The sequence below is a fragment of the Corynebacterium sp. HMSC059E07 genome (assembly GCF_001814395.1).
GTDB classification, from domain to species: Bacteria; Actinomycetota; Actinomycetes; order Mycobacteriales; family Mycobacteriaceae; genus Corynebacterium; species Corynebacterium hesseae.
This window is the reverse complement of the sequence record NZ_KV816284.1, coordinates 69,703-90,904: the sequence shown is the minus strand read 5'-3', so window position 1 is coordinate 90,904 and position 21,202 is coordinate 69,703. Positions and strand designations below refer to the sequence as shown.

Here is a 21,202-nt window from a genome sequence, read left to right as displayed (position 1 = left end):
GGAGCGGGCTTTGACACAGGCACAACCAGCACCAGGGCTTGAGACCAAGATGAGCGATGATGAGATCATCTCCTCCATCGGTGGATATGACTACGGCTGGCACGATTCGGACGCGGCCGGCCAGGCAGCACACCGAGGGTTGAGCGAAGACGTCGTCCGCGATATCTCGGAGAAGAAGAACGAGCCGGAATGGATGCTTGAGTCTCGACTCAAGGCACTGCGCGTTTTCAACAAGAAGCCGGTGCCCACGTGGGGTCCGGATCTGTCCGACATCGACTTTGACAACATTAAGTACTTTGTCCGCTCCACTGAGAAGCAGGCCCAAACCTGGGATGACCTGCCGTCAGATATTAAGGAGACCTACGACAAGCTGGGTATCCCGGATGCCGAGAAGAAGCGTCTAGTCTCCGGTGTTGCCGCCCAGTACGAGTCTGAGGTGGTCTACCACAAGATTCGTGAGGACCTCGAAGCCCAGGGCGTTATCTTCGTCGATACCGATACCGCTGTGCGCGAGTACCCGGAGATCCTCCAGGAGTACTTCGGCACGGTCATCCCGGCCGGTGACAATAAGTTCTCCGCGCTGAACAATGCCTGCTGGTCTGGTGGCTCCTTCGTCTATGTGCCGAAGGGCGTCCACGTGGACATCCCGTTGCAGGCTTACTTCCGCATCAACACGGAGAACATGGGCCAGTTCGAGCGCACCCTCATCATCGTGGAAGAGGACGCCTACGTCCACTACATCGAGGGCTGCACCGCTCCGATCTACAACTCGGACTCACTGCACACCGGTGTCATCGAGATCGTCGTGAAGAAGGGCGGCCGCTGCCGCTACACCACCATTCAGAACTGGTCCACCAACGTCTATAACTTGGTGACCCAACGCGCCAAGGTGGAAGAGGGCGGCACCATGGAATGGGTTGATGGCAACATCGGTTCCAAGGTCACCATGAAGTACCCCTCCTGCTGGCTGACCGGCGAGCACGCTAAGGGCGAGGTTCTCTCCCTGGCATTCGCGGCGGACAACCAGGTGCAGGACACCGGCTCCAAGATGGTCCACATGGCGCCGAATACCTCCTCCAACATTGTGTCCAAGTCGGTGGCTCGCAATGGTGGCCGCGCCGCTTACCGTGGTTTGGTGCAGGTCAACGCCAACGCTGCCAATTCCACGGCCAACGTCGAGTGTGACGCGCTGCTGGTGGACAATAACTCGCGTTCGGATACGTATCCGTACAACGATATCCGCAACGACCACGTCACCTTGGGCCATGAGGCGACCGTTTCGCAGGTCTCTGAGGAGCAGTTGTTCTACCTCATGTCCCGCGGTATCGCCGAGGAAGAGGCCATGGCGATGATCGTGCGCGGCTTCGTTGAACCGATTGCAAAGGAGCTCCCCATGGAATACGCATTGGAGCTCAACCGTCTTATCGAGCTGCAGATGGAAGGATCGGTGGGCTAAGTGGTAGCTTCCAACGAATTTAATCCTGCTGACGTCACCAAGGGTGACCAGTTCACGTCATTCAATGTGGAGGACTTCCCGGTCCCGCATGGCCGCGATGAGGTGTGGCGCTTTATCGCCCTGCGTAACCTGCGGGGCCTGCACAACGGTGAGTTTGCGCCGGCGACCGCACAGAAGATCGACGTCACCGCTCCGGAAGGCGTAACCTCCGAAACCGTCGCGCCTGACGACGCCCGCCTCGGCACCGCTGGCGCCCCTGCTGACCGCGTTGCCGCACAGGCCTGGACTTCCATGCCGGAAGCACAGGTTGTCACTGTGGACGCTGAGGCACAGTTGGACCAGCCGGTGGAGATCACCATTACCGGTGCTGGTGAGGGCGTGACCTCCTTTGGTGCGACCTCCATCCACGTGGGACACCACGCCGAAGCCACCATCGTGCTGAAGTACGTCGGCTCCGGCACCCACGCGGACAATGTTGAATTCGTGTTGGGCGACGGCGCCCACGTCACCGTCGTCGTTGACGCTGATTGGGAAGATGACGCCGTCCACCTGTCCCACCAGATCGCGAAGGTGGGCCGCGACGCCGTCCTGCGCCACAACACCGCCATCTTCGGCGGCGAGATTGTGCGCCTCGTTCCACGCGTGGTTTTCGACGCCCCGGGCGGCGATGCCGAACTGCTGGGCGTCTACTTCGCCGATGCCGGCCAGTACTTTGAGAACCGTCTGCTGGTGGACCACGATGTGCCGAACTGCCGCTCCCGCGTTTTCTACAAGGGCGCGCTGCAGGGCGCTACGTCCGCGCAGAAGGCCGAGGCTGGCTCCGCTTCCCGCACCCCGGAGGCCCGCACCTGCTGGGTCGGTGACGTGCTCATCCGCAAGAACGCGAACAACACGGACACCTATGAGACGAACAACAACCTGATTCTCACCGAGGGCGCACGTGCAGACGCCATCCCGAACCTGGAGATCCAGACCGGTGAGATCGTCGGCGCCGGCCATGCCGCAACTGTGGGCCGCTTCGATGACCTCGAGCTGTTCTACCTCATGTCCCGCGGCATTCCGGCCGCCGAGGCACGCCGCCTCATCATCCGCGGCTTCTTCTCCGAAGTCATCTCACGCATCCCGGTCGAGTCCCTGCGCGAGGAACTGGAATCCCGCGTCGTCGACGAGCTCGCCAAGATCAACGCTTAAAACTCCCCGAAAGCAGGTACCAACTCAATGTCTACTCTGGAAATTAAGAATCTCCACGCGCAGGTGCTCCCCAACGAGGAGGACGGCGAGCCGAAGGAGATCCTCAAGGGCGTCAACCTGACCATCAACTCCGGTGAGACCCATGCCGTCATGGGACCCAATGGCTCCGGCAAGTCCACCCTGTCCTACGTCATTGCCGGTCACCCCAAGTACGAGGTTACTGAGGGCGAGGTGCTCCTCGACGGCGAAAACATCCTCGAGATGGAAGTCGATGAGCGCGCCCGCGCTGGCCTCTTCCTCGCCATGCAGTACCCGACCGAGGTGCCGGGCGTGAAGATGTCGCAGTTCATGCGCTCTGCCGTGACCGCTATTCGTGGCGAGGCCCCGAAGCTGCGCGAGTGGAACAAGGAGCTCACGGAAGCTCGTGAGAAGCTCTCCATCGACAAGTCCTTCGCCCACCGTTCCGTGAACGAAGGTTTTTCCGGCGGTGAGAAGAAGCGCCACGAGGTCATGCAGCTGGACATCCTGAAGCCGAAGTTCGCAGTCATGGATGAGACCGACTCCGGCCTGGACGTCGACGCCCTGCGCGTGGTTTCCGAGGGGATTAACCGCTACCAGGAAGAAACCAAGGGCGGCATCCTCCTCATCACGCACTACAAGCGCATCCTTAACTACGTCGTCCCGGACTTTGTCCACGTCTTCGCAGACGGACACGTCATCAAGACCGGTGGCGCCGAGCTGGCTGATCAGCTTGAGGCGGACGGCTACGAGCAGTTCCTCAAGTAGAACTCACCAGGCTGCACACACCACAACACGCAAGAGATAAAGAACCGAGCACAAGGACCTATGTCTGAACTAGACGTTAATGCGATCAGGGAGCAATTCCCCATCCTCTCGCGCACCGTGCGCGACGGTAAACCACTGGTGTACCTGGATTCGGGTGCGACCTCGCAACGTCCCCTCCCGGTGTGGAAGGCCGAGGAGGAGTTCGTACTCGGCACCAATGCGCCGGTGCACCGCGGCTCCTACCAGTTGGCGGAGGAAGCCGATGACGCGTATGAGTCCGCCCGCCAGGCCATTGCCGCTTTCGTTGGCGCGGACCGCGATGAGATTTCCTTCACCAAGAACGCCACTGAAGCGTTGAATGAAGTTGCCTACGTGCTTAGCGACGAGCGCGCGGGTCAGCTTTATGTCGGCGAGGGCGATACCGTCGTCGTCACCGAATTGGAGCACCATGCGAACTTGGTTCCGTGGCAGGAGCTGTGTCAGCGCACTGGTGCGACGTTGAAGTGGTACTCCATGACTGAGGACGGCCGCATTGATCTCGATTCGCTCGAGCTCGATGACTCCGTCAAGGTCGTGGCTTTTACCCACCAGTCCAACGTGACGGGAGCCGTGGCCCCCGCCGAGGAACTGGTGCGCCGTGCCCGCGCTGTAGGCGCCATGGTGGTTCTGGACGCATGCCAGTCCGTTCCGCACATGCCGGTGGACTTCCACGCTCTGGACGTGGACTTCGCTGCGTTCTCTGGGCACAAGATGTGCGGCCCAACCGGCGTCGGTGTGCTCTACGGCAAGGCGGAGCTGCTAGCACAGCTGCCGCCCTTCCTTACCGGCGGTTCCATGATCGAGGTGGTCAAGATGGAAGGCTCGACCTTTGCCGAGCCGCCGACTCGCTTCGAGGCCGGAACTCAGATGACCAGCCAGGTCGTTGGTCTGGGGGCCGCGGTGAAGTTTTTGAGCGAAGTTGGCATGGAGGCCATTCACGCCCACGAGCAGAAGCTCACCGCATTGGCTTTGGACAAGCTTTCCGAGATTCCTGGTCTACGCATCATCGGCCCCGAAAACACCGAGGATCGCGGGGGAGCGGTCTCCTTCATCGTGGAGGGCATCCACCCGCATGATTTGGGCCAGGTGCTTGATGCTCATGGAGTGTCCATCCGAACTGGTCACCACTGCGCGTGGCCACTGCACCGCGCGTGCAAGGCTAATTCGACCGCACGCGCTAGCTTTTACCTGTACAACACTGAGGACGAGGTCGACGCCCTCGTAGAGGCGGTGCGGGCTGCCCGTGCTTTCTTTGGAGTGAGCGAATGAACCTAGATTCCATGTACCAGGATGTAATTCTGGACCACTATAAGAACCCGAAATTCTCCGGCCTGCGCGATGGCCAGGCTGAGGTTCACCACGTCAACCCCTCGTGCGGCGATGAGATCACGCTGCGCGTGAAGCTGTCGGCCGACGGCAAGACTGTGGAGGACGTGTCCTACGACGCTGAAGGCTGCTCCATCTCGCAGGCTTCGACCTCCGTCATGGCGGAAGAAATCGTAGGCATCCCGTTGGAGGAGGCCAACGCCAAGCTCGAGGAGTTTGACCGCATGGTGACTTCCCGCGGCGAAGTTGAGGGAGACGACGAGATCATTGGGGATGGCGTCGCTTTTGCCGGCGTGGCCAAGTTCCCTGCCCGTGTTAAGTGCGCGCTGCTGGGGTGGAAGGCCTTCCAGGCTGCCACCGCGCAGGCGCTGACTGAATTGGAGAAGTAGATGGCGGATACCACTAACGATAGCCAGCCGACCGACCCGTATCAGGACGAGAACGCCTCCTTCGCCGGGGGCGGTGTAAAGCCTGAGCAGACCGAAGAGCAGATTGCCAAGGCATTCGACATCACCGAATACCTCCGGGACGTCATCGATCCGGAGCTGGGCATCAACGTTGTTGACTTGGGCCTGGTCTACGACCTCTGGCTCGAGGACATTGACGGCAAGAACACCTGCGTCATCAACATGACGCTGACGTCCCCGGCGTGCCCGCTGACTGACGTCATCGGTGAGCAGATCGACGACGTCGTGGTGGGCAACAAGCTTGCCGACGCCGTCCAGCTCAACTGGGTGTGGATGCCGCCGTGGGGCCCGAACATGATTACCGAAGAGGGCCGCGAGATGCTCCAGGCCCTCGGCTTCGCGGTCTAATCGTTTCGCTGCCCCACAGTGGGCAAGGACGCCGGATCCAGCGCCGAGGAGATGATATCGACGGCTTCTTCTTGGGTTGCAGCGGACTGAAGGCGAACGCGGAAGTCCTCCTTCATGATTGCCCGTGCCAGCTTGGAGAGCAGCTTGAGGTGTTGCTTGCCGGCGTCGTCTGGCACGGCAATGAGGAACACCATCGTTGTGGGCTCCTCACCCTCTGCCCACGTGATTGCTTCGGGAATGCGAGCAAAAGCCAAGGTAGGAACCTTCACGCCAGCTGAACGGGCATGCGGGATCGCCACGCCATGGCCCACGCCGGTAGAGTGCTTCGACTCGCGTTCAAGAGCCGCTGTGAGTACCGCAGAAGGATCAGCAAGGCGAGGAGAAACTAGCCGCACTAGTGCTTCGATGGTTTCGTCGCGAGTACTGCCCAGACTGTGGTCGAGGCTCACCGTTTCGATAGACAGCAGTGGTTGTCCCAGATGCGAGCTTTCCGCCGCGTTTGCTGAAGCTTTGTCCGCAGCGCCCTGGTCGCTCTTGCTCTCATTCTTCTCTGTCGTTTTCTTATGCTGAGTAAGTGCGATTAATAGGAGCATGACTGATGCACAGACGACAACGCCAATAAGCAATGCCACGAAGAAGCCCGCGACGTTGTCGACAGCACCGAGCACTGCGACGATGGGGCCGCCGTGCATGACATGGTCTTTAACTCCGAATGCGCCTGCTAGGCCACCGGCAACCGCACCGCCGATGACGTTCGCCGGAATGACCTGCAGAGGGCGTGCAGCGGCAAGGGGAATTGCGCCTTCCGTAATGCCGAATAGCCCCATGAAAAGCGCGGCGATACCGGCGTCTTTTTCGGCCTTATTAAACCAGGCACGGCGGGCAAGGGTGGCAGCGCCCACCGCCAATGGCGGTACAGCGATAGCGGTAGCGGCCATTCCCATAGGGGCTGCATTACCAGCGGCAATCATGCCTCCACCAAAGAGGAACGCTGTCTTGTTGAAGGGGCCGCCCATGTCAAACGCGATCATCGCGCCGATAACGAGGCCAAGCACAACGACAGAGGAGCCTTGCATTCCTGCGAGGTACTCGGTCATGGCTTCAAATGCACCAGCTATCGGTGAGCCGACCAGGTAAATGAAGATAAGACCCACAATGAGGGTGGTGAAAATCGGGATAACGATGATCGGCCAAATCGGGGCGATGTATTTGTTCACCGGAATCTTCTTGATCCCGAGCGCCACATAGCCGGACAGGATGCCGGTGACGATACCTCCCAAGAACCCGGCACCTGCTTCAGATCCGTAGAGTGATCCAGTCGTAGCGATGAGGCCAGTAATCAGACCAGGCGCCAACCCAGGACGGTCCGCAATGCCCACTGCGATATAGCCGGAGAGAATCGGCACCATGAGCGAAAAGGCCAAACCACCCAGCTCGTTCAGCGTATTCCAGAAGGAATCCTCGGGAATTGCCAAGCCTTCGGGCGTCGGGGTTCCTCCAATTGACAGTGCTACTGCGATGAGGAGACCGCCGGTCACCACGAACGGGATCATGTGGGATACGCCGTTCATCAGCGCTTTATAGAGGGTCTGTCCCACGGCGCGCGCGCCATGAGCACTGCCGGAGCTGTCCTCGCGCTGAGATCCCTTCGGCTCTTCGGCAGAAAGCTTTTCTTCCCATTTCGATGCGGACAGCGAACGGCGGAGGAGCTCCTTTGGGTGCTTAATAGCTTCATCGACGCCCGTTGCTGCCAAGCGCTTGCCGCGGAAACGATCCTTGGCAATCACAGTGTCGGCGCCAATTACGATGGCATCGGCTTCTTCGATGTCCTTAGCGCTAAAGGTGCCTTCGACACCGATTGAGCCGTGGGTCTCAACTTTGATCCGGTATCCAAGTTCCGCGGCAGCGGCCTCGAGGTTTTCAGCCGCCATGTAGGTATGCGCAATACCAGTTGGGCAGGCGGTAATTGCGAGGATTAATGGCGGTTTCGATGTGGCTGATGTACTCATGAAGTCAATGTAGGCACATCTTTCATCTTGTATAGGTCAAGCGCGCCGAATCCGGGCCACGAATTTCCAGATGACTTATCCTCCGTACCGTTAGCTTTACGTCGAGCAGCGCCCTGCCGCGGGTTCGGGTTTAACTGCCCTGGTTGCTAGACTGTTTCGACGTGATTGTGACCAATGATTTCGAGGTGCGCGTGGGCGCACGCACGCTTCTCGACGCCCCCGGCCAGCACCTCCGCGTACAGCCGGGTGACCGCATCGGGCTGGTCGGCCGCAACGGCGCGGGAAAGACCACGACGATGCGCATCTTGGCGGGGGAGACCGAGCCTTATGGCGGTTCGGTAACGCGCTCTGGCCCCATTGGTTACCTGCCGCAGGATTCTCGCGAGGGCAACATCGAACAGACCGCGCGTGAGCGCGTGCTCTCTGCGCGCGGCTTGGATGAGATCAAGCAGCGCATGGCCAAGCAGCAGGAGCTCATGGAGACGGCCACGGACGACAAGTTCCGCGATAAGGCCATCCGCAAGTTCTCCCGCTTGGAAGAGGAATATCATTCCCTCGGCGGCTACGAGGCGGATTCCGAGTGCGCGCAGATCTGTGACAACCTTGGCCTCCCGCAGCGCGTCCTAGATCAGCAGCTCAAGACGCTCTCCGGTGGCCAGCGCCGCCGCGTGGAGTTAGCGCAGATTCTTTTCGCGGCGTCGACAGGCTCGGGCAAGTCCCAGACCACGCTGCTTCTCGACGAGCCCACGAACCACCTCGACGCAGATTCCATCACCTGGCTGCGTGGCTTCTTGTCCAAGCATGAGGGCGGACTCATCATGATCTCGCACGACGTGGACCTGCTCGAGGCCGTCTGCAACAAGGTCTGGTTCCTCGACGCCGTGCGCGCCGAGGCGGATGTCTACAACATGGGCTTTAAAAAGTATCTCGATGCCCGTGCGACCGATGAGGCCCGGCGCCGCCGTGAGCGCGCCAACGCAGAGAAGAAGGCGGCCGCCCTGCACAAGCAGGCCGCAAAGCTCGGCGCTAAGGCGACGAAGGCCGCAGCAGCTAAGCAGATGCTGCACCGCGCTGAGCGCATGATGAACGAGCTCGATGACGTGCGCGTGGCCGACAAGGTCGCCCACATCAAGTTCCCGGAGCCGGCTCCCTGCGGTAAGACCCCGATGAACGCGAAGGGCCTGACCAAGATGTATGGCTCGCTTGAAGTCTTCGCGGGCGTGGACTTGGCCATTGACAAGGGTTCACGCGTCGTCGTGCTGGGCTATAACGGCGCGGGCAAGACGACCCTGCTGAAACTGCTGGCCGGCGTGGAGCGCACCGACGGTGAGGGCGGTATCGTCTCCGGCCATGGTTTGCGCATCGGCTACTTTGCCCAGGAACACGACAACATCGACCCAGACAAGACCGTGTGGGAAAACACCATCGAGGCTTGCCCCGATGCAGGCCAGCAGGATTTGCGCGGTCTGCTCGGTGCCTTTATGTTCTCCGGGGATAAGCTGGAGCAGCCCGCCGGCACGCTCTCCGGTGGTGAAAAGACGCGTCTTTCCTTGGCCACGCTCGTGTCCTCGCGCGCAAATGTGCTGCTTCTCGACGAGCCCACGAACAACCTCGACCCCCAGTCCCGCGAGCAGGTTCTCGATGCGCTCGGTACTTATACCGGTGCCGTAGTTCTGGTAACCCACGACCCAGGCGCGGTAAAGGCCCTCAACCCAGAGCGTGTCATCATCATGCCTGACGGCGACGAGGATTTGTGGAACGACGAATACATGGAGATCGTTGAGTTGGCCTAGGGGCTAGTTCCTAGCCCCAGAAGCGGCAACGGCAACGCTCTTTGTTCTTCTGGTCACCGTGGTACTTCGTGGCCTTCCATAAAACCTATAGTGCGCTAGAATCGGGGGCACACTCACGCACCGCTCAAGGCTCTTTTCTTGGGTCCTTCCGGCTTCCCACGCACAGGGTCTAGTAGCGCTACGACCCCAGCCATGCTGCAGCAGGAGAGGAAGAAGTCATGAGCCCCGCCGATACCCTTGATTCCGTCATCGAACCTTTGCTCACCGGCTTGGTGAGCAAACGGCCTGATATCCGCGAGGACTGGGCTTTTGCTGAGCTCAAGGAAGGAATCGAATCCGGTCAGTGGGACGGCCATCTCGAGCAGATTCGGGAGCGGCTTACCGGGTATCTTCGCACAGACAAGGTATGGACCAAGGTGATGGCCGCGCGTTTGCTCACTGTTCTCGCGGAGTCGGGCCACTTTCATTACGAGGACTATCTCACCTTCCGCGCATGGTACGTCACGGAAGAAGACACACGTGGCATAGTCAAGGACATTGGCCCCATCATGGCGGTCGGCTACGGCGCGGACTACGTAGCAACCTGCGTGCGCATGGGGATGATTCCTGCCGTGGAAGGCGCGGCAATTATTTCTTGCCGCCTGCGCGTGCCAGGGGGAGTGTGGCACGACGATGAGGCAGAACGCTTGGCGCGTGCTGCGTGCACGACGATTGCTAAGAGCACCTCGCCGCACATCCTAGAAATATGGACTGAACGCCTGAGCAATACAGTCCTCAACGAGGGAGTGCGCAATGGTAACCGCGCGGTAGTGGAAAACTTCGCCCGCTTTCTCACTGCCACAGCACACATGGTGCGTAGTGAACCCGAGAAATGGGGAATCGACGTTGACCGCGCGCAACTAGCACTACCTCTAATAGCGGAACTCGAAAATAAACTGCGCAACGCCGGCGCATAAGTATTCTCTTTCCACCAGTGAAAGCGCCATTTAATGTTCGCGCGCAGCACTAAAGAAGCGCACCTTATCAACCTCCATCGGCTGGGGCCGCTGCCAAGGATAGCGATCCGGGGTGGCCATAACAGGCGACCTCAGCTGCAGGAGGGTGTCCGTGCCTGCGGGGCCGCCTACTGTCAGCTCGCCATCGCGTATTTCAATCGCTGAGGCAAAACTGCGGTCAACGCTCTTGTGCTGCACAACGGCAGTCGGTATCTCAGCGAAGACAGTTCTTCCGCGCCGCAGAACGGTAACATCGTCGCAGATATAACTGGGGCGAATGCGCTCAGCGGCAATCAACCCCCACACGAAGATGATGGCCCACAGTGACAGCAGTAGCGCCACAACCCGCACCACGCCTGCAGGGAGAATCAGGTGGACGACCACCATTTCAACCACCAACACTGCGGTGACAAACCCAAGCATTTGCAGCCTGCCCGGAGGATGTGGAAGTGCCTGAGCACCAGCGGGGAGCAAAGTCTCGCCGCGTATCCAAAGCCACAAATCGCGGTAGAGGCTAAGTTCATACTTTGCCAATCGGAATCCAGGATGCTTTCCCAGGAATCTCCATATCCTATCCATGTGGCGCTCCCGACAGTGCCGCGAGCGCTCTGCCCTGTGCACCAGTTGTCGGTGCATCGGTGGCACTCAGCGGGACCTTACCTGGGCGCAACGTAGGATAGATTCCCCGCATGAGGCCACGTTCGCCTAAATGCTGCAGCTTGGCGACGACTACCGCGACCTCGCGATCATTCGGGGACAATGCACCCAGTTTTCGCCACAGCGATTCAACCTCGCGGAGAACTCTCAAACATTCGGCGTCTTCAAGGTTCTCGCGCAATTGTTGCCAGGTTCCTTCCGTTGCGACACCACACAGTGCCATCAGATCCCAAGAATCAAGCTCGAGCTGGAGCATTGCGGGATCATGGATCGCCTTTTTGAGGGATTCGCGGATGTCTCGCGGAGTCCCGTTGGGTGCTTGGGCAAGGGCGCGTAAGCGTTCACGTTGGTTCTTGAGCCGAGCGATGCGCTCGTCGAGCGCCCCAAATGAACGCTCGATAGCGTCCGGCAGATTGACGTCGGCGACGGGGACTCCGGCGTCGATCAGCGCACGCGCGCGTAGCACCGAGGCCAAGTCAGAAACAGAATAGTCGCGGTAGTTCCCGCTGGTGCGGGCGGGTTCAGGGACCGCGCCCGTCTCGTGTAAATGTCGTACAGAACGAACTGAGCATCCAGCGACCGCGGCGACGTCCGATATCTTCATAGGACAAAGCTAAACCCTCACATAGTGTGAGGGTCAAGTGCTTGGTGAAAACTAATCCGAGTTGCTGAGGCCTTTAGTTTCGGAAGCCGTGTACCGGCGCCGGGATGAAGCCACCGCGGTTGATGAAGGTGGAGTTGCCCACCTCATTGACCGGAATGACCGGAGCGTAGCCCAGCAGGCCGCCGAAGTTGACCTCATCGCCAGCCTTGGTTCCCGGGGCGGGGATAACGCGCACGGCAGTCGTCTTATGATTCATCATGCCAATGGCGGCTTCATCAGCGATCATGCCGGCAATAGTCTCCGCGGAAGTATCGCCCGGAATGGCGATCATGTCCAGGCCCACCGAGCAGATGGAGGTCATGGCCTCCAGCTTGTCGATGGAAATAGCGCCGGTGCGCACCGCATCGATCATGCCCTTGTCCTCCGAAACCGGGATGAAGGAACCGGACAGACCGCCCACGCGGGAGCAGGCCATCATGCCGCCCTTCTTTACGGCGTCGTTAAGCAGTGCGAGGGCTGCCGTCGTTCCGTGCGTGCCCACCTGATCCAGGCCCATGTGCTCCAGGATGTGCGCGACGGAATCTCCCAGCTCCGCAGTGGGGGCCAGCGAAAGGTCGATGATGCCAAAGGGAACACCGAGGCGCTCCGAGGCCATCGAACCAACGAGCTGTCCGGCACGCGTGACCTTGAAGGCAGCCTTCTTGACCTCCTCGGCGACTTCATTAAGGGTGGCGCCCTCCAGGGATCCGAGAGCACGGTCGACAACACCCGGCCCAGACACACCGACGGAGACAACGCAGTCCGGTTCCTCGATACCGTGGAAGGCACCGGCCATGAAGGGGTTATCGCCCACGGAGTTGGAGAAGATCACGAGCTTGGCACAGCCGATGGCGCTGCGGTCCTTCGTAAGCTCGGCAGCTTCCTTGATGATGCGTCCCATCTGCGCTGCTGCGTTCATGTTGATGCCGGCGCGCGAGGATGCGATATTCACCGAGGAACACACCAGGTTGGTCTCAGCCAGCGCCTCCGGGATAGAGCGGATGAGTGTCTTCTCCGCGGTGGTGGCACCTTTTTCAACCAATGCGGAGTAGCCGCCGACGAAGTTAACACCTGTCGTCTCAGCGGCGCGATCCAGTGCACGGGCGACGTCGACGGGGTTTCCTTCGACGCCAGCCACGATAAGTGAGATCGGAGTGACGGAAATACGCTTGTTGACGATCGGGATGCCGAGCTCGGCCTCGATCCCTTCGCAGACTTCCACGAGCTGAGCCGCCCGGGTGGTCACGCGATCATAAACGGCCTCTGCGGTAGCTTCCATGGTGGAGCGCGTGCAGCCGAGCAGCGAGATCCCCATGGTAACGGTGCGGATATCGAGGCGGTATTTCTCGATCATCTCGATGGTGTCGAGAATACTGACGGTGTTGAAGCGATTAAGCATGACTGATTCTCGCTCCTAAATCTCATTCATGGCGGTGAACAGTGCTTCCGACTGCACGCGAATGGATTGTTTGATGGATTCACCGACGGTATTCATCCGCTCCTGAATCTGCTGGATGCTGACCTCATTCTCATCGAATTCGACGCGCAGGATCATCGTGAAGTACCCAGACATGAGGGTCTGAGAGACGTCAACGATGTTGATCTTGAGCTCAGCGAGGGCGGTGGAAACGGCAGAGATAATTCCGGTGTTATCAACACCGGTAACAGTCATGATGGCGATCATAGTTTGATTGTAGCCCTTCGGTTTTTCACGCTGCCCTGGGGTCATGCAGGATAGCGAGCCGGCGCGTACGGTGGCGCACATGACTGATACGACAACAACTGCACGCAAGAAGGTTCTGTACATCGGCGGCCACGGCAAGGTTGGGCTTTTGGCGGCGCCCAAGCTTGTCGACGCCAACCTCACCGTCCGTTCCCTCATCCGCAACCCGGACCAGGTCTCTGATATTGAGGCCCTCGGTGCCACCGCGGTGGTGCGCGATCTCACCGAGCTTTCTGTGGAAGACTGGGCAGAGCTTTTGGCTGACTATGACGTCGTCGTGTGGGGCGCCGGAAATGGTGGCCGTGCTGGTGCGGAGGTGACGTGGGCGGTCGACCGTGATGCGGCGCTGGCATCTATTGCGGGTCTGGAAAAGCTTTCTGCCGAGGGCAAGAACACTCCCGCCTACATCATGATTTCCTACATGGGCGCTACGGAGAACACGACTGATCCTGCGGATGAGAAGTGGTACGCCTACGTGGAGTCGAAGAAGGAGGTGGACAACAAGCTCAACTCCACCGACCTCAATTACCTCATCCTTGGCCCGGCAGCCCTGACGGAGGAGCCTTCGCGCGGCATCACCGTGCTAGATAAGGACGCAGAGCGCACCGGTAAGCTGACAACCTCCCGAGAGCTTGTCGCTGAGGTGGTCACCGAGGTCGCCGGACGCGAAAGCTTCCCGACTTCGCCGCTAGAGTTCATCGATGGCGATGGCAGCGTGAAGGATATCTAAAATCGAGCGGATGCCGCCGCGTCAAGCGCGGCGATGACTTGCTCTCTGCTCAATTGGTGGTGGAGGCTCGCATAGCGAAGTGGCTTGGTGGATAGGTGGGCCGCGATATACCAGCCTGTGGGGTGCTCGAACGTCGCCTGGCTTTGGAAACGCACCACGGCCACCCCCTGTTCGCGAAAGGCGCGGGGAGAAGCGTGGGACTCAAACTCATCGCTGATGATTTCTTGAACTGTGCCATCTGGAAGGAAAATGCGTACCTTCGCCTTGCAGTAGTACTCGGTGGGATCTGCGTGCGGCACGTGTCGACCTGTTTGCCAGATCTCACTGAGCAGCGCGGGGTAGTACTCGATCCACCCATTTTCCGACGCCGTCCGTAGGCGGCGAGCACCCCACGTAGAGCTCCGAATTGCTCGAATGTTCCGACCGGCCGCCACGACGAGGAAGAGAACAAAGACCGCAACGGCCAATCCCTGCCATCCGGAACTAATAGACATATCTTCGCCGATAAAGGCTGATAGTGCGATAGCTAGGCCCACTACCGCCGTGATGAGGTTGTTCCGTAGACTTCGCCATTCAGGTGCGGCCCCGCCTGGGAGTGGCCCAGCCGCTGCGATCGCGCGAGCGATGCTAGATGTGCTTGATCTCAAGTTCGGGGCGGACACAGAACGCCGAGTGCGGGGAATGAGCCTCTCGGAGTAGTGGTGTTCCGGGAAGTCGAATGGTGCTAAAGCGTGGTCAGACATTCTTATCACTAACTTCTTACCCAGTTCCGCTCTGCAAAAGACAGTGCTGCTTCAATGTTCTTTTGGCGCAGACCATTGTGCAGTTCTGGCTGCGGTTTATCTGCATCTACCCGGTATCCCACTACACCCCATCCGTTATTGTGGTTGAAGTCCACGGTGGCGACGAGGGGACCGTCGGCAAGCAGCCGGCCACGCAGTTTCAGCCAGTTCGGGTTTGGAGCAATGAATTCTTCGGTCATGCTTTTCGTCAATGAGCCGTCCGGTTGCAAGATCAGGATCGGGGCGGTGTAGTAATAGTCGGTCTTATCGTTGTAATCGACACGCCGTCTATATATCAACTCACCGATCAGGGCGGGGCGGTACTCAATCCATCCATTCGCCCACGCGGTGCGCAATCGTGTTGTGGAACCCAAGCGCCCCCGTAGGAGCATGATCCCGATAATGACGAACACTAGGGCAGCGGCCCCAGTGATAAGGCTGGCTATCGGAATATTCCCAATTGTGCCCTCAGCTCCGGGGAACAGGATCGATATAAAGATAGTGTGAGCCACCGAAAAGAGTAGCGCTGAACCGCCAATGAAGGTGAGGATAAAGCCAGCGATAATTGTGCCGACGTTGGATTGGCCGATCGGAGACCCGACGCTATTAATAGCCTCGCGGATGCCGCTGCGATCCATGTTTGGGTTGGGTTGCTGATCGTGATCCTTCAAATCCTTAGGCGCGAGGGATCCTGCACTTGAGGAAGGAAGCTTCAGCGGAGTGCGAGGCAGCTGCAAAGGCGAGTGAGTCATGGATCACAGCTTAATGGTCGTGGTCTCCACTTTCTCGGTGACCATCGGCGGCTGGGGACTAGCCCCCGAGCCAGGCCCACGGTGCTATGCCAATTACCCTATGCACATGACAGTTAAGGCCTAGCGATCGGCGTGGGAGCCGCGAATTGATTGCTCGACCAAATCCAAAACCTGCTCTAGATTCTTCGTGTCCCCGAGCGCTAGGCGGTTGATAAAACCGTCCATAAAGGTTTCAAGATATGTCACGAGGGTGTCGATGGAGACGTCGTCTCGCATGCGCCCCTTCTCAGCGTTGGATTCCAAGCGGGCACGGACCGCCTTATCAAGAATCTGTTGCTCCTCATGCCAGCGCGCGGCGAAAGACGGATCGGTACGCAGCATCGAGGTCACAGCAAGCCGGGTGGCAAGCCAGTCATGGCGCTCTGGATGGCGCAGCATCTCACTCATGACTTCGACGAGACCGTTGTTCGCAACAACTTCGGCCTCACGGGCGGCGTCTTCCCGGGCCAAGGCAAGAAAGAGGGACTCCTTATCACCGAAGTGGTGGAAGATTGCCCCACGCGACTTACCTGTGGCTTCTTCGAGACGCCGCACCGTCGCGCCGTCGTAGCCGTGCTCAGCGAAGCATTTACGTGCGCCAACCAGAATGTCGTGGCGGCGGCGGTTCAGTTCAGAGTCGCTCATAATCGGCATGGCTGAAAACTAGCTCCTTTAAGCACGGCGGCGGGTAAACGGGTGGTGGAAATAGAGGGGGAGGGGCAGAAGCAGAAAGGCCAGCCAGCACTCCATGTTGCTAGCTGGCCTTGGTGCCTAACTATGTAGGTCGCCCCAGAGTCGGGGTGCCTACATAATGGGCAAGGCTGTTTTAGGCCTTGACCATCTGGCGCAGAACGAACTGCAGAATGCCGCCGTGGCGGTAGTAGTCGGCCTCACCAGGTGTGTCGATGCGAACCTTGGCATCGAACTCAACGGTCTCGCCGGACTCCTTGGTGGCGGTCACGTGGACCGTCTTCGGAATGCCGCCCTCGTTGAGGGCTGCGATGCCATCGATGTCGAAGGTCTCGGTGCCATCCAAGCCCAAGGACTCGTGGGACTCGCCCTCCGGGAACTGCAGCGGGATGACGCCCATGCCAATGAGGTTCGAGCGGTGAATACGCTCGAAGGACTCAGTGATGACAGCCTTCACGCCAAGCAAGTTGGTGCCCTTAGCAGCCCAGTCACGGGAGGAACCGGTGCCGTACTCCTTACCAGCAAGGACAACCAGCGGAATGTCGGCTGCCTTGTAGTTCTCGCAGGCATCGAAGATGAAGGCCTGCGGTGCGCCCTCCTGGGTGAAGTCACGGGTGTAGCCACCGGCGACGTCGACCAGCTGGTTCTGGAGGCGGATGTTGGCGAAGGTACCGCGCATCATGACCTCGTGGTTACCGCGACGGGAACCCAGGGAGTTGTAGTCCTGACGCTCGACACCGTTGGCATCCAAGTACTGAGCGGCCGGGGTACCCGGCTTAATGGAGGAAGCCGGGGAGATGTGGTCGGTGGTCACGGAGTCACCGAGCTTAGCAAGGACGCGAGCGCCCTTGATGTCCTGAACGGGCTCCGGCTCAGTCGGCATGCCGTCAAAGTACGGTGCCTTGCGGATGTAGGTGGAATCCTCGTTCCACTTGAAGGTCTCGCCCTCCGGAACGTCCAGGTTGCGCCATGCGTCGTCACCCTTGAACACGTCGGCGTAGTCAGCCTCGTAGAGCTCGCGGGAGATGGCTTGCTGGATGGTGTCCTCGATCTCCTTCGGGGAAGGCCAGATGTCCTTGAGGAAGACATCGTTGCCGTCCTGATCCTGACCCAGCGCCTGAGTCTCGAAATCGAAGTCCATGGTGCCAGCAATAGCGTATGCAATGACCATGATGGGGGAGGCCAAGTAGTTCATCTTGACGTCCGGGGAGATGCGGCCCTCAAAGTTACGGTTGCCGGACAGCACCGCGGTAGCAGCCAGATCATGCTCGTTGATGGCGTTGGAGATTTCCTCCGGCAGCGGGCCGGAGTTACCGATACAGGTGGTGCAGCCGAAGCCGGAGAGGTAGAAGCCAAGCGCCTCCAGATCCTTCCAGAGGTCTGCGCGCTGGAAGTAGCCGTCAACAACCTGGGAACCCGGGGCACAAATGGTCTTGACCCACGGCTTGGACTTCAGGCCCTTTTCAGCAGCCTTACGTGCGATGAGGCCAGCGCCAACCATGACGGACGGGTTAGAGGTGTTGGTGCAGGAGGTAATGGAAGCGATAGCAACCATGCCGTGGTCCAGGGTGTACTCGCCACCGTTCGGGGAGGTGACGGTAACCGGGTTGGACTGGCGGCCGGAGCCGCCCTTGGCGGCGGACTCGCCTTCGCCTGCACGGGACTTGTTCAGGCCACCGGTAACGTCGACGAGAGCATTCTCGTCGCCACCCTCGGAGGTCATGCGCTTTGCCTCGATGGTGGACTCGTCTGCAACAACCTCGCCGGAAGCGTAGGTCGGCAGATCCTTACGGAACTGCTCCTTTGCCTCAGAGAGGAGAATGCGGTCCTGCGGGCGCTTCGGGCCGGCGATGGACGGCTTAACAGTGGACAGATCCAGCTCGAGGTACTCGGAGTACTGTGCCTCCGGAGCGTCCTGCTCGAGCCACATGCCCTGAGCCTTGGCATAAGCCTCGACGCGGTCGATCTGCTCCTGCGGACGGCCGGTGAGCTCGAGGTACTTGATGGTCTCCTCGTCGATCGGGAAGATCGCAGCGGTGGAACCGAACTCGGGGGACATGTTACCGATGGTGGCGCGGTTAGCCAGCGGCACGGACTTCACACCGTTGCCGTAGAACTCAACAAACTTCTGAACCACACCGTGCTGGCGCAGCATCTCGGTGATGGTCAGCACCACGTCGGTAGCGGTCACGCCGGTCGGAATCTCGCCGGTGAGCTTGAAGCCCACGACGCGCGGGATCAGCATGGACACCGGCTGCCCCAGCATTGCAGCCTCGGCCTCGATGCCGCCAACGCCCCAGCCCAGGATGCCCAGGCCGTTTTCCATGGTGGTATGGGAGTCGGTACCAATACAGGTATCCGGGTAGGCAACACCATCGTTGTCGAAGACCACGCGGGAAAGGTACTCAATGTTGACCTGGTGGACAATACCGGTTCCCGGAGGAACAACGCGGAAGTTGGAGAAGTTCTCGGCACCCCAGCGCAGGAACTGGTAACGCTCCTGGTTGCGCTCGTACTCGATCTCAACATTCTTCTCCAGGGCCTCGGTGGAGCCGAAAGCCTCGACGATGACGGAGTGGTCAATAACCATCTCGGCCGGGTTGAGCGGGTTCACCTGGTCCGGCTTGCCGCCGAGGGCGGCGATAGCCTCACGCATGGTTGCCAAGTCGACCACGCAGGGGACGCCGGTGAAGTCCTGCATCAGAACGCGGGCCGGGGTGAACTGGATCTCGGTATCCGGCTCAGCGGACGGATCCCAGTTGGCCAAAGCGTTAATGTGATCCTTGGTTACGTTCTTCCCGTCCTCGTAGCGCAGCTGGTTCTCAGCCAGGACCTTGAGGGAGTAAGGAAGCTTCTCCAGGCCCTCGACTGCATTGATGTCAAAGTAGTCATAGGACTTACCGTTGACCTCAAGAGTCTTCTTGGCGCCGAAGGAGTTCAGGCTTTCAGTCATAAGGAGCTCCATTCCTTGCTTTTCGCTTGTGGGTTATCGAACACTGGTCGAAGGTTCATCGAATTTGCCGATATGCCCAAGCAACCACATGGAGCCAGGTGTATCGGCGATCTCAGAACGCGAATGTTCCGTATCTATTGTAGATGCAAGAACCCTCGGTCGACACCAGCATAACAGTACGGGCGTTCTGTTTCCTACATTTCGGGGGTAGCGGCGAGTCGCCGGCCTCGCCCACATTCCGAGGTTTAGGCTCGATCGGGAATCCGGGGGACAAACCTCCGAATCGTGTTTGGGCAGAAGACTGTGCCACCAAGCATTAACGGCCATAGAGATTAAGGAGTGGCGGATGATCCCGGCGGGCGTAGATGTAGACGACATTGCAGATCAGCTCTCGGTCGACGGTGTAGCGTTCTCCAACCCAGAGCTGGCGCTAGACGACGACCTCCAGGCCCGCATCGCAGACTCCCTCCAGCCCAACCATGGCATCGCAGTGGTAGATGTCTTCCCCGACAAGATTCCAGATCTACGCGACCTGGCGACAACCCTTCAAGAACAAACGGGACTCGATACCGTGATTCTCCAGGCGCCAATGCGGGTGTCCGCAGTCAGTAATTCTTATGATCGGGCATCCATTGAGGCAGCCGAGGATTCGCTGCCAACTGGACTCGATCAGGTAACTTTGCTGAATGATTTCTATGCAACTGCAGATCATTTTTCAGCGCCATGGCTGACAATCTTGACGCTGTTTTTCTGCGTAGCGGCAGTTGCGGGCTGGGCGGGATTTCGAGCCGCCACACGGAAGGCTGACACGGTCAGAAACTAAGCAATCGAGGCCGCCGCGAGCATTCCACTAAACATGCGCCGTACCTACCGCAGGGGTAGGGAAGTGGCTAGTATCAACCACTAAGCCTTGACTTTTGCAACGGGGGAGTGGTTGAGAGGTACGCAAGGGGCCTAGGAATACGGCTCGCACAGCGACCACATCGGATGCCGCACAGGCACCTTAAGTCGACGAATACTTCGGTTCTCTCCAGTCCCGAAATGGAGCGTTTCCTGCACCCCAGAAGACAGGTTCCGCTGGGAGCAATCGGAGCTTCTGCGGCAGCCCCAGGGCCGCAATCCACAGCGATAGTCAAGGGGAAGAGGTTTGCACTCCGGGGGAGAGTGAGCAACGTCACAGTCACACATTGATAACAAAGTCATTGCAGGTTAGGTGCGCCTGCAACGCCTTGTGGTTTTCCGTGGCTGATGTGAAAGATGGGAAAAGTGTGCGAGATGGCGTGTCGGTGACGTATGGTTCACGTATCGACTCACGGGTTGACTATTGCTCCATACGTTCATGGACCAAGCCTTGACTCTCAACTGATTTGTCGCACGGGTATGTGGGGAAGCACGCCGCGAGCGAAGAGGACCGTTGGGGTTCACCGCCTGGTGGATGACCGTCGCACCGCGCCAGCGATGCGCGTAGCAATGCAGTTTTCTCGACGCAGTCGGTACCAGTGTTCAACCTTTTAGATATCGAAACACCTACCTCCCGAGTGGAAGAGGCTTCATACACTTCATTCGCACGCCCTCATCGAGGGCTGTGATGGCCATGAGTTCCATCGGTTTCCGGTTGGGTGCCAGCTGTGAGTGCTTACGCGTGCGCCACTAAGGACCGCGGAAGTGCCCTCCACGAGCGCGGCGCCGAGCGAGGAGGAACCGACACAGGACCTCGAGCCTGAAATTGGGTGTGTGTCCCTTCGTCGTCGGATCGTGCAGCCATACTCGGCGCTCGCTCAACGAGAGCCGAGCGAGCACTATGAGAGTGCAGTGTGGCTAGC

General features: G+C 59.4%; 19 protein-coding genes. 10 read left to right on the top strand and 9 right to left on the bottom strand.

Annotation, left to right across the window (positions count from 1 at the left end):
- The first annotated feature begins 10 nt into the window (after positions 1-10).
- The 6 genes from sufB to HMPREF2967_RS03195 are packed head-to-tail and all read left to right on the top strand — an operon-like array spanning position 11 to position 5,613.
- Positions 11-1,456 carry a Fe-S cluster assembly protein SufB gene (sufB, locus tag HMPREF2967_RS03220; RefSeq protein ID WP_070524260.1) on the top strand — a complete coding sequence of 482 codons (1,446 nt, stop codon included), beginning with the start codon at positions 11-13 and terminating at the stop codon, positions 1,454-1,456.
- Complete coding sequence (gene sufD, locus HMPREF2967_RS03215; RefSeq protein WP_070564479.1) at positions 1,457-2,647, top strand: Fe-S cluster assembly protein SufD; 1,191 nt, start codon at positions 1,457-1,459, stop codon at positions 2,645-2,647. It abuts the gene before it with no gap.
- Positions 2,648-2,674: 27 nt separating this feature from the next.
- Positions 2,675-3,433, top strand: coding sequence for a Fe-S cluster assembly ATPase SufC (gene sufC / locus HMPREF2967_RS03210; RefSeq protein ID WP_070524257.1), 759 nt, complete (start codon positions 2,675-2,677; stop codon positions 3,431-3,433).
- Positions 3,434-3,493: 60 nt separating this feature from the next.
- Positions 3,494-4,741 carry a cysteine desulfurase gene (locus HMPREF2967_RS03205; protein WP_070564483.1) on the top strand — a complete coding sequence of 416 codons (1,248 nt, stop codon included), beginning with the start codon at positions 3,494-3,496 and terminating at the stop codon, positions 4,739-4,741.
- Positions 4,738-5,187 carry a Fe-S cluster assembly sulfur transfer protein SufU gene (gene sufU, locus HMPREF2967_RS03200; protein WP_070564486.1) on the top strand — a complete coding sequence of 150 codons (450 nt, stop codon included), beginning with the start codon at positions 4,738-4,740 and terminating at the stop codon, positions 5,185-5,187. The genes HMPREF2967_RS03205 and sufU overlap by 4 nt, the downstream gene beginning before the upstream one ends.
- Positions 5,188-5,613 carry a metal-sulfur cluster assembly factor gene (locus tag HMPREF2967_RS03195; protein ID WP_070524254.1) on the top strand — a complete coding sequence of 142 codons (426 nt, stop codon included), beginning with the start codon at positions 5,188-5,190 and terminating at the stop codon, positions 5,611-5,613.
- Here HMPREF2967_RS03195 and HMPREF2967_RS03190 read toward each other — a convergent pair.
- Positions 5,610-7,622 (bottom strand): fructose-specific PTS transporter subunit EIIC, encoded by a 2,013-nt coding sequence (locus tag HMPREF2967_RS03190; RefSeq protein WP_070684983.1) that lies wholly within the window; start codon positions 7,620-7,622, stop codon positions 5,610-5,612. The two genes, HMPREF2967_RS03195 and HMPREF2967_RS03190, sit on opposite strands and share 4 nt — an antisense overlap.
- Before the next feature lie 161 nt (positions 7,623-7,783).
- On the opposite strand from HMPREF2967_RS03190, the gene HMPREF2967_RS03185 reads away from it, so the two are divergent.
- Together HMPREF2967_RS03185 and HMPREF2967_RS03180 are read left to right on the top strand one after the other, a co-directional pair.
- Positions 7,784-9,415: an ABC-F family ATP-binding cassette domain-containing protein gene (locus tag HMPREF2967_RS03185; protein ID WP_070684981.1), complete on the top strand. Its 1,632-nt coding sequence runs from the start codon at positions 7,784-7,786 to the stop codon at positions 9,413-9,415.
- A gap of 218 nt (positions 9,416-9,633) precedes the next feature.
- Complete coding sequence (locus HMPREF2967_RS03180) at positions 9,634-10,371, top strand: hypothetical protein (RefSeq protein WP_070684979.1); 738 nt, start codon at positions 9,634-9,636, stop codon at positions 10,369-10,371.
- A 30-nt stretch (positions 10,372-10,401) separates the two neighbouring features.
- Here HMPREF2967_RS03180 and HMPREF2967_RS03175 read toward each other — a convergent pair whose 3' ends face one another.
- From HMPREF2967_RS03175 to HMPREF2967_RS03160, 4 genes are all read right to left on the bottom strand, one after another.
- Positions 10,402-10,833, bottom strand: coding sequence for a hypothetical protein (locus HMPREF2967_RS03175; protein WP_232770621.1), 432 nt, complete (start codon positions 10,831-10,833; stop codon positions 10,402-10,404).
- Positions 10,834-10,981: 148 nt separating this feature from the next.
- Positions 10,982-11,671 (bottom strand): MerR family transcriptional regulator, encoded by a 690-nt coding sequence (locus tag HMPREF2967_RS12770; protein WP_083312574.1) that lies wholly within the window; start codon positions 11,669-11,671, stop codon positions 10,982-10,984.
- Between the two features lie 73 nt (positions 11,672-11,744).
- The gene (locus tag HMPREF2967_RS03165; protein WP_070684974.1) at positions 11,745-13,109 is read right to left on the bottom strand and encodes a PFL family protein; all 1,365 of its coding nucleotides are present in this window, start codon (positions 13,107-13,109) and stop codon (positions 11,745-11,747) included.
- A 15-nt stretch (positions 13,110-13,124) separates the two neighbouring features.
- Positions 13,125-13,394: an ACT domain-containing protein gene (locus HMPREF2967_RS03160; RefSeq protein ID WP_070524521.1), complete on the bottom strand. Its 270-nt coding sequence runs from the start codon at positions 13,392-13,394 to the stop codon at positions 13,125-13,127.
- 79 nt (positions 13,395-13,473) lie between these two features.
- Here HMPREF2967_RS03160 and HMPREF2967_RS03155 point away from each other — a divergent pair, with 79 nt between their 5' ends.
- Positions 13,474-14,163, top strand: coding sequence for an SDR family oxidoreductase (locus tag HMPREF2967_RS03155; RefSeq protein WP_070685027.1), 690 nt, complete (start codon positions 13,474-13,476; stop codon positions 14,161-14,163).
- Here the strand turns inward: HMPREF2967_RS03155 and HMPREF2967_RS03150 are convergent.
- From HMPREF2967_RS03150 to can, 4 genes are all read right to left on the bottom strand, one after another.
- Positions 14,160-14,657 (bottom strand): hypothetical protein, encoded by a 498-nt coding sequence (locus HMPREF2967_RS03150; RefSeq protein ID WP_232770619.1) that lies wholly within the window; start codon positions 14,655-14,657, stop codon positions 14,160-14,162. The two genes, HMPREF2967_RS03155 and HMPREF2967_RS03150, sit on opposite strands and share 4 nt — an antisense overlap.
- Positions 14,658-14,914: 257 nt before the next feature.
- Positions 14,915-15,697 (bottom strand): hypothetical protein, encoded by a 783-nt coding sequence (locus HMPREF2967_RS03145; RefSeq protein WP_070684972.1) that lies wholly within the window; start codon positions 15,695-15,697, stop codon positions 14,915-14,917.
- 120 nt (positions 15,698-15,817) lie between these two features.
- Complete coding sequence (locus HMPREF2967_RS03140; protein WP_070564512.1) at positions 15,818-16,390, bottom strand: TetR/AcrR family transcriptional regulator; 573 nt, start codon at positions 16,388-16,390, stop codon at positions 15,818-15,820.
- 172 nt (positions 16,391-16,562) lie between these two features.
- Positions 16,563-19,379: an aconitate hydratase gene (gene can / locus HMPREF2967_RS03135; protein ID WP_210386950.1), complete on the bottom strand. Its 2,817-nt coding sequence runs from the start codon at positions 19,377-19,379 to the stop codon at positions 16,563-16,565.
- A gap of 346 nt (positions 19,380-19,725) precedes the next feature.
- Here can and HMPREF2967_RS03130 point away from each other — a divergent pair, with 346 nt between their 5' ends.
- Positions 19,726-20,202: an Rv1476 family membrane protein gene (locus tag HMPREF2967_RS03130; protein WP_070564515.1), complete on the top strand. Its 477-nt coding sequence runs from the start codon at positions 19,726-19,728 to the stop codon at positions 20,200-20,202.
- Positions 20,203-21,202: the final 1,000 nt, after the last annotated feature.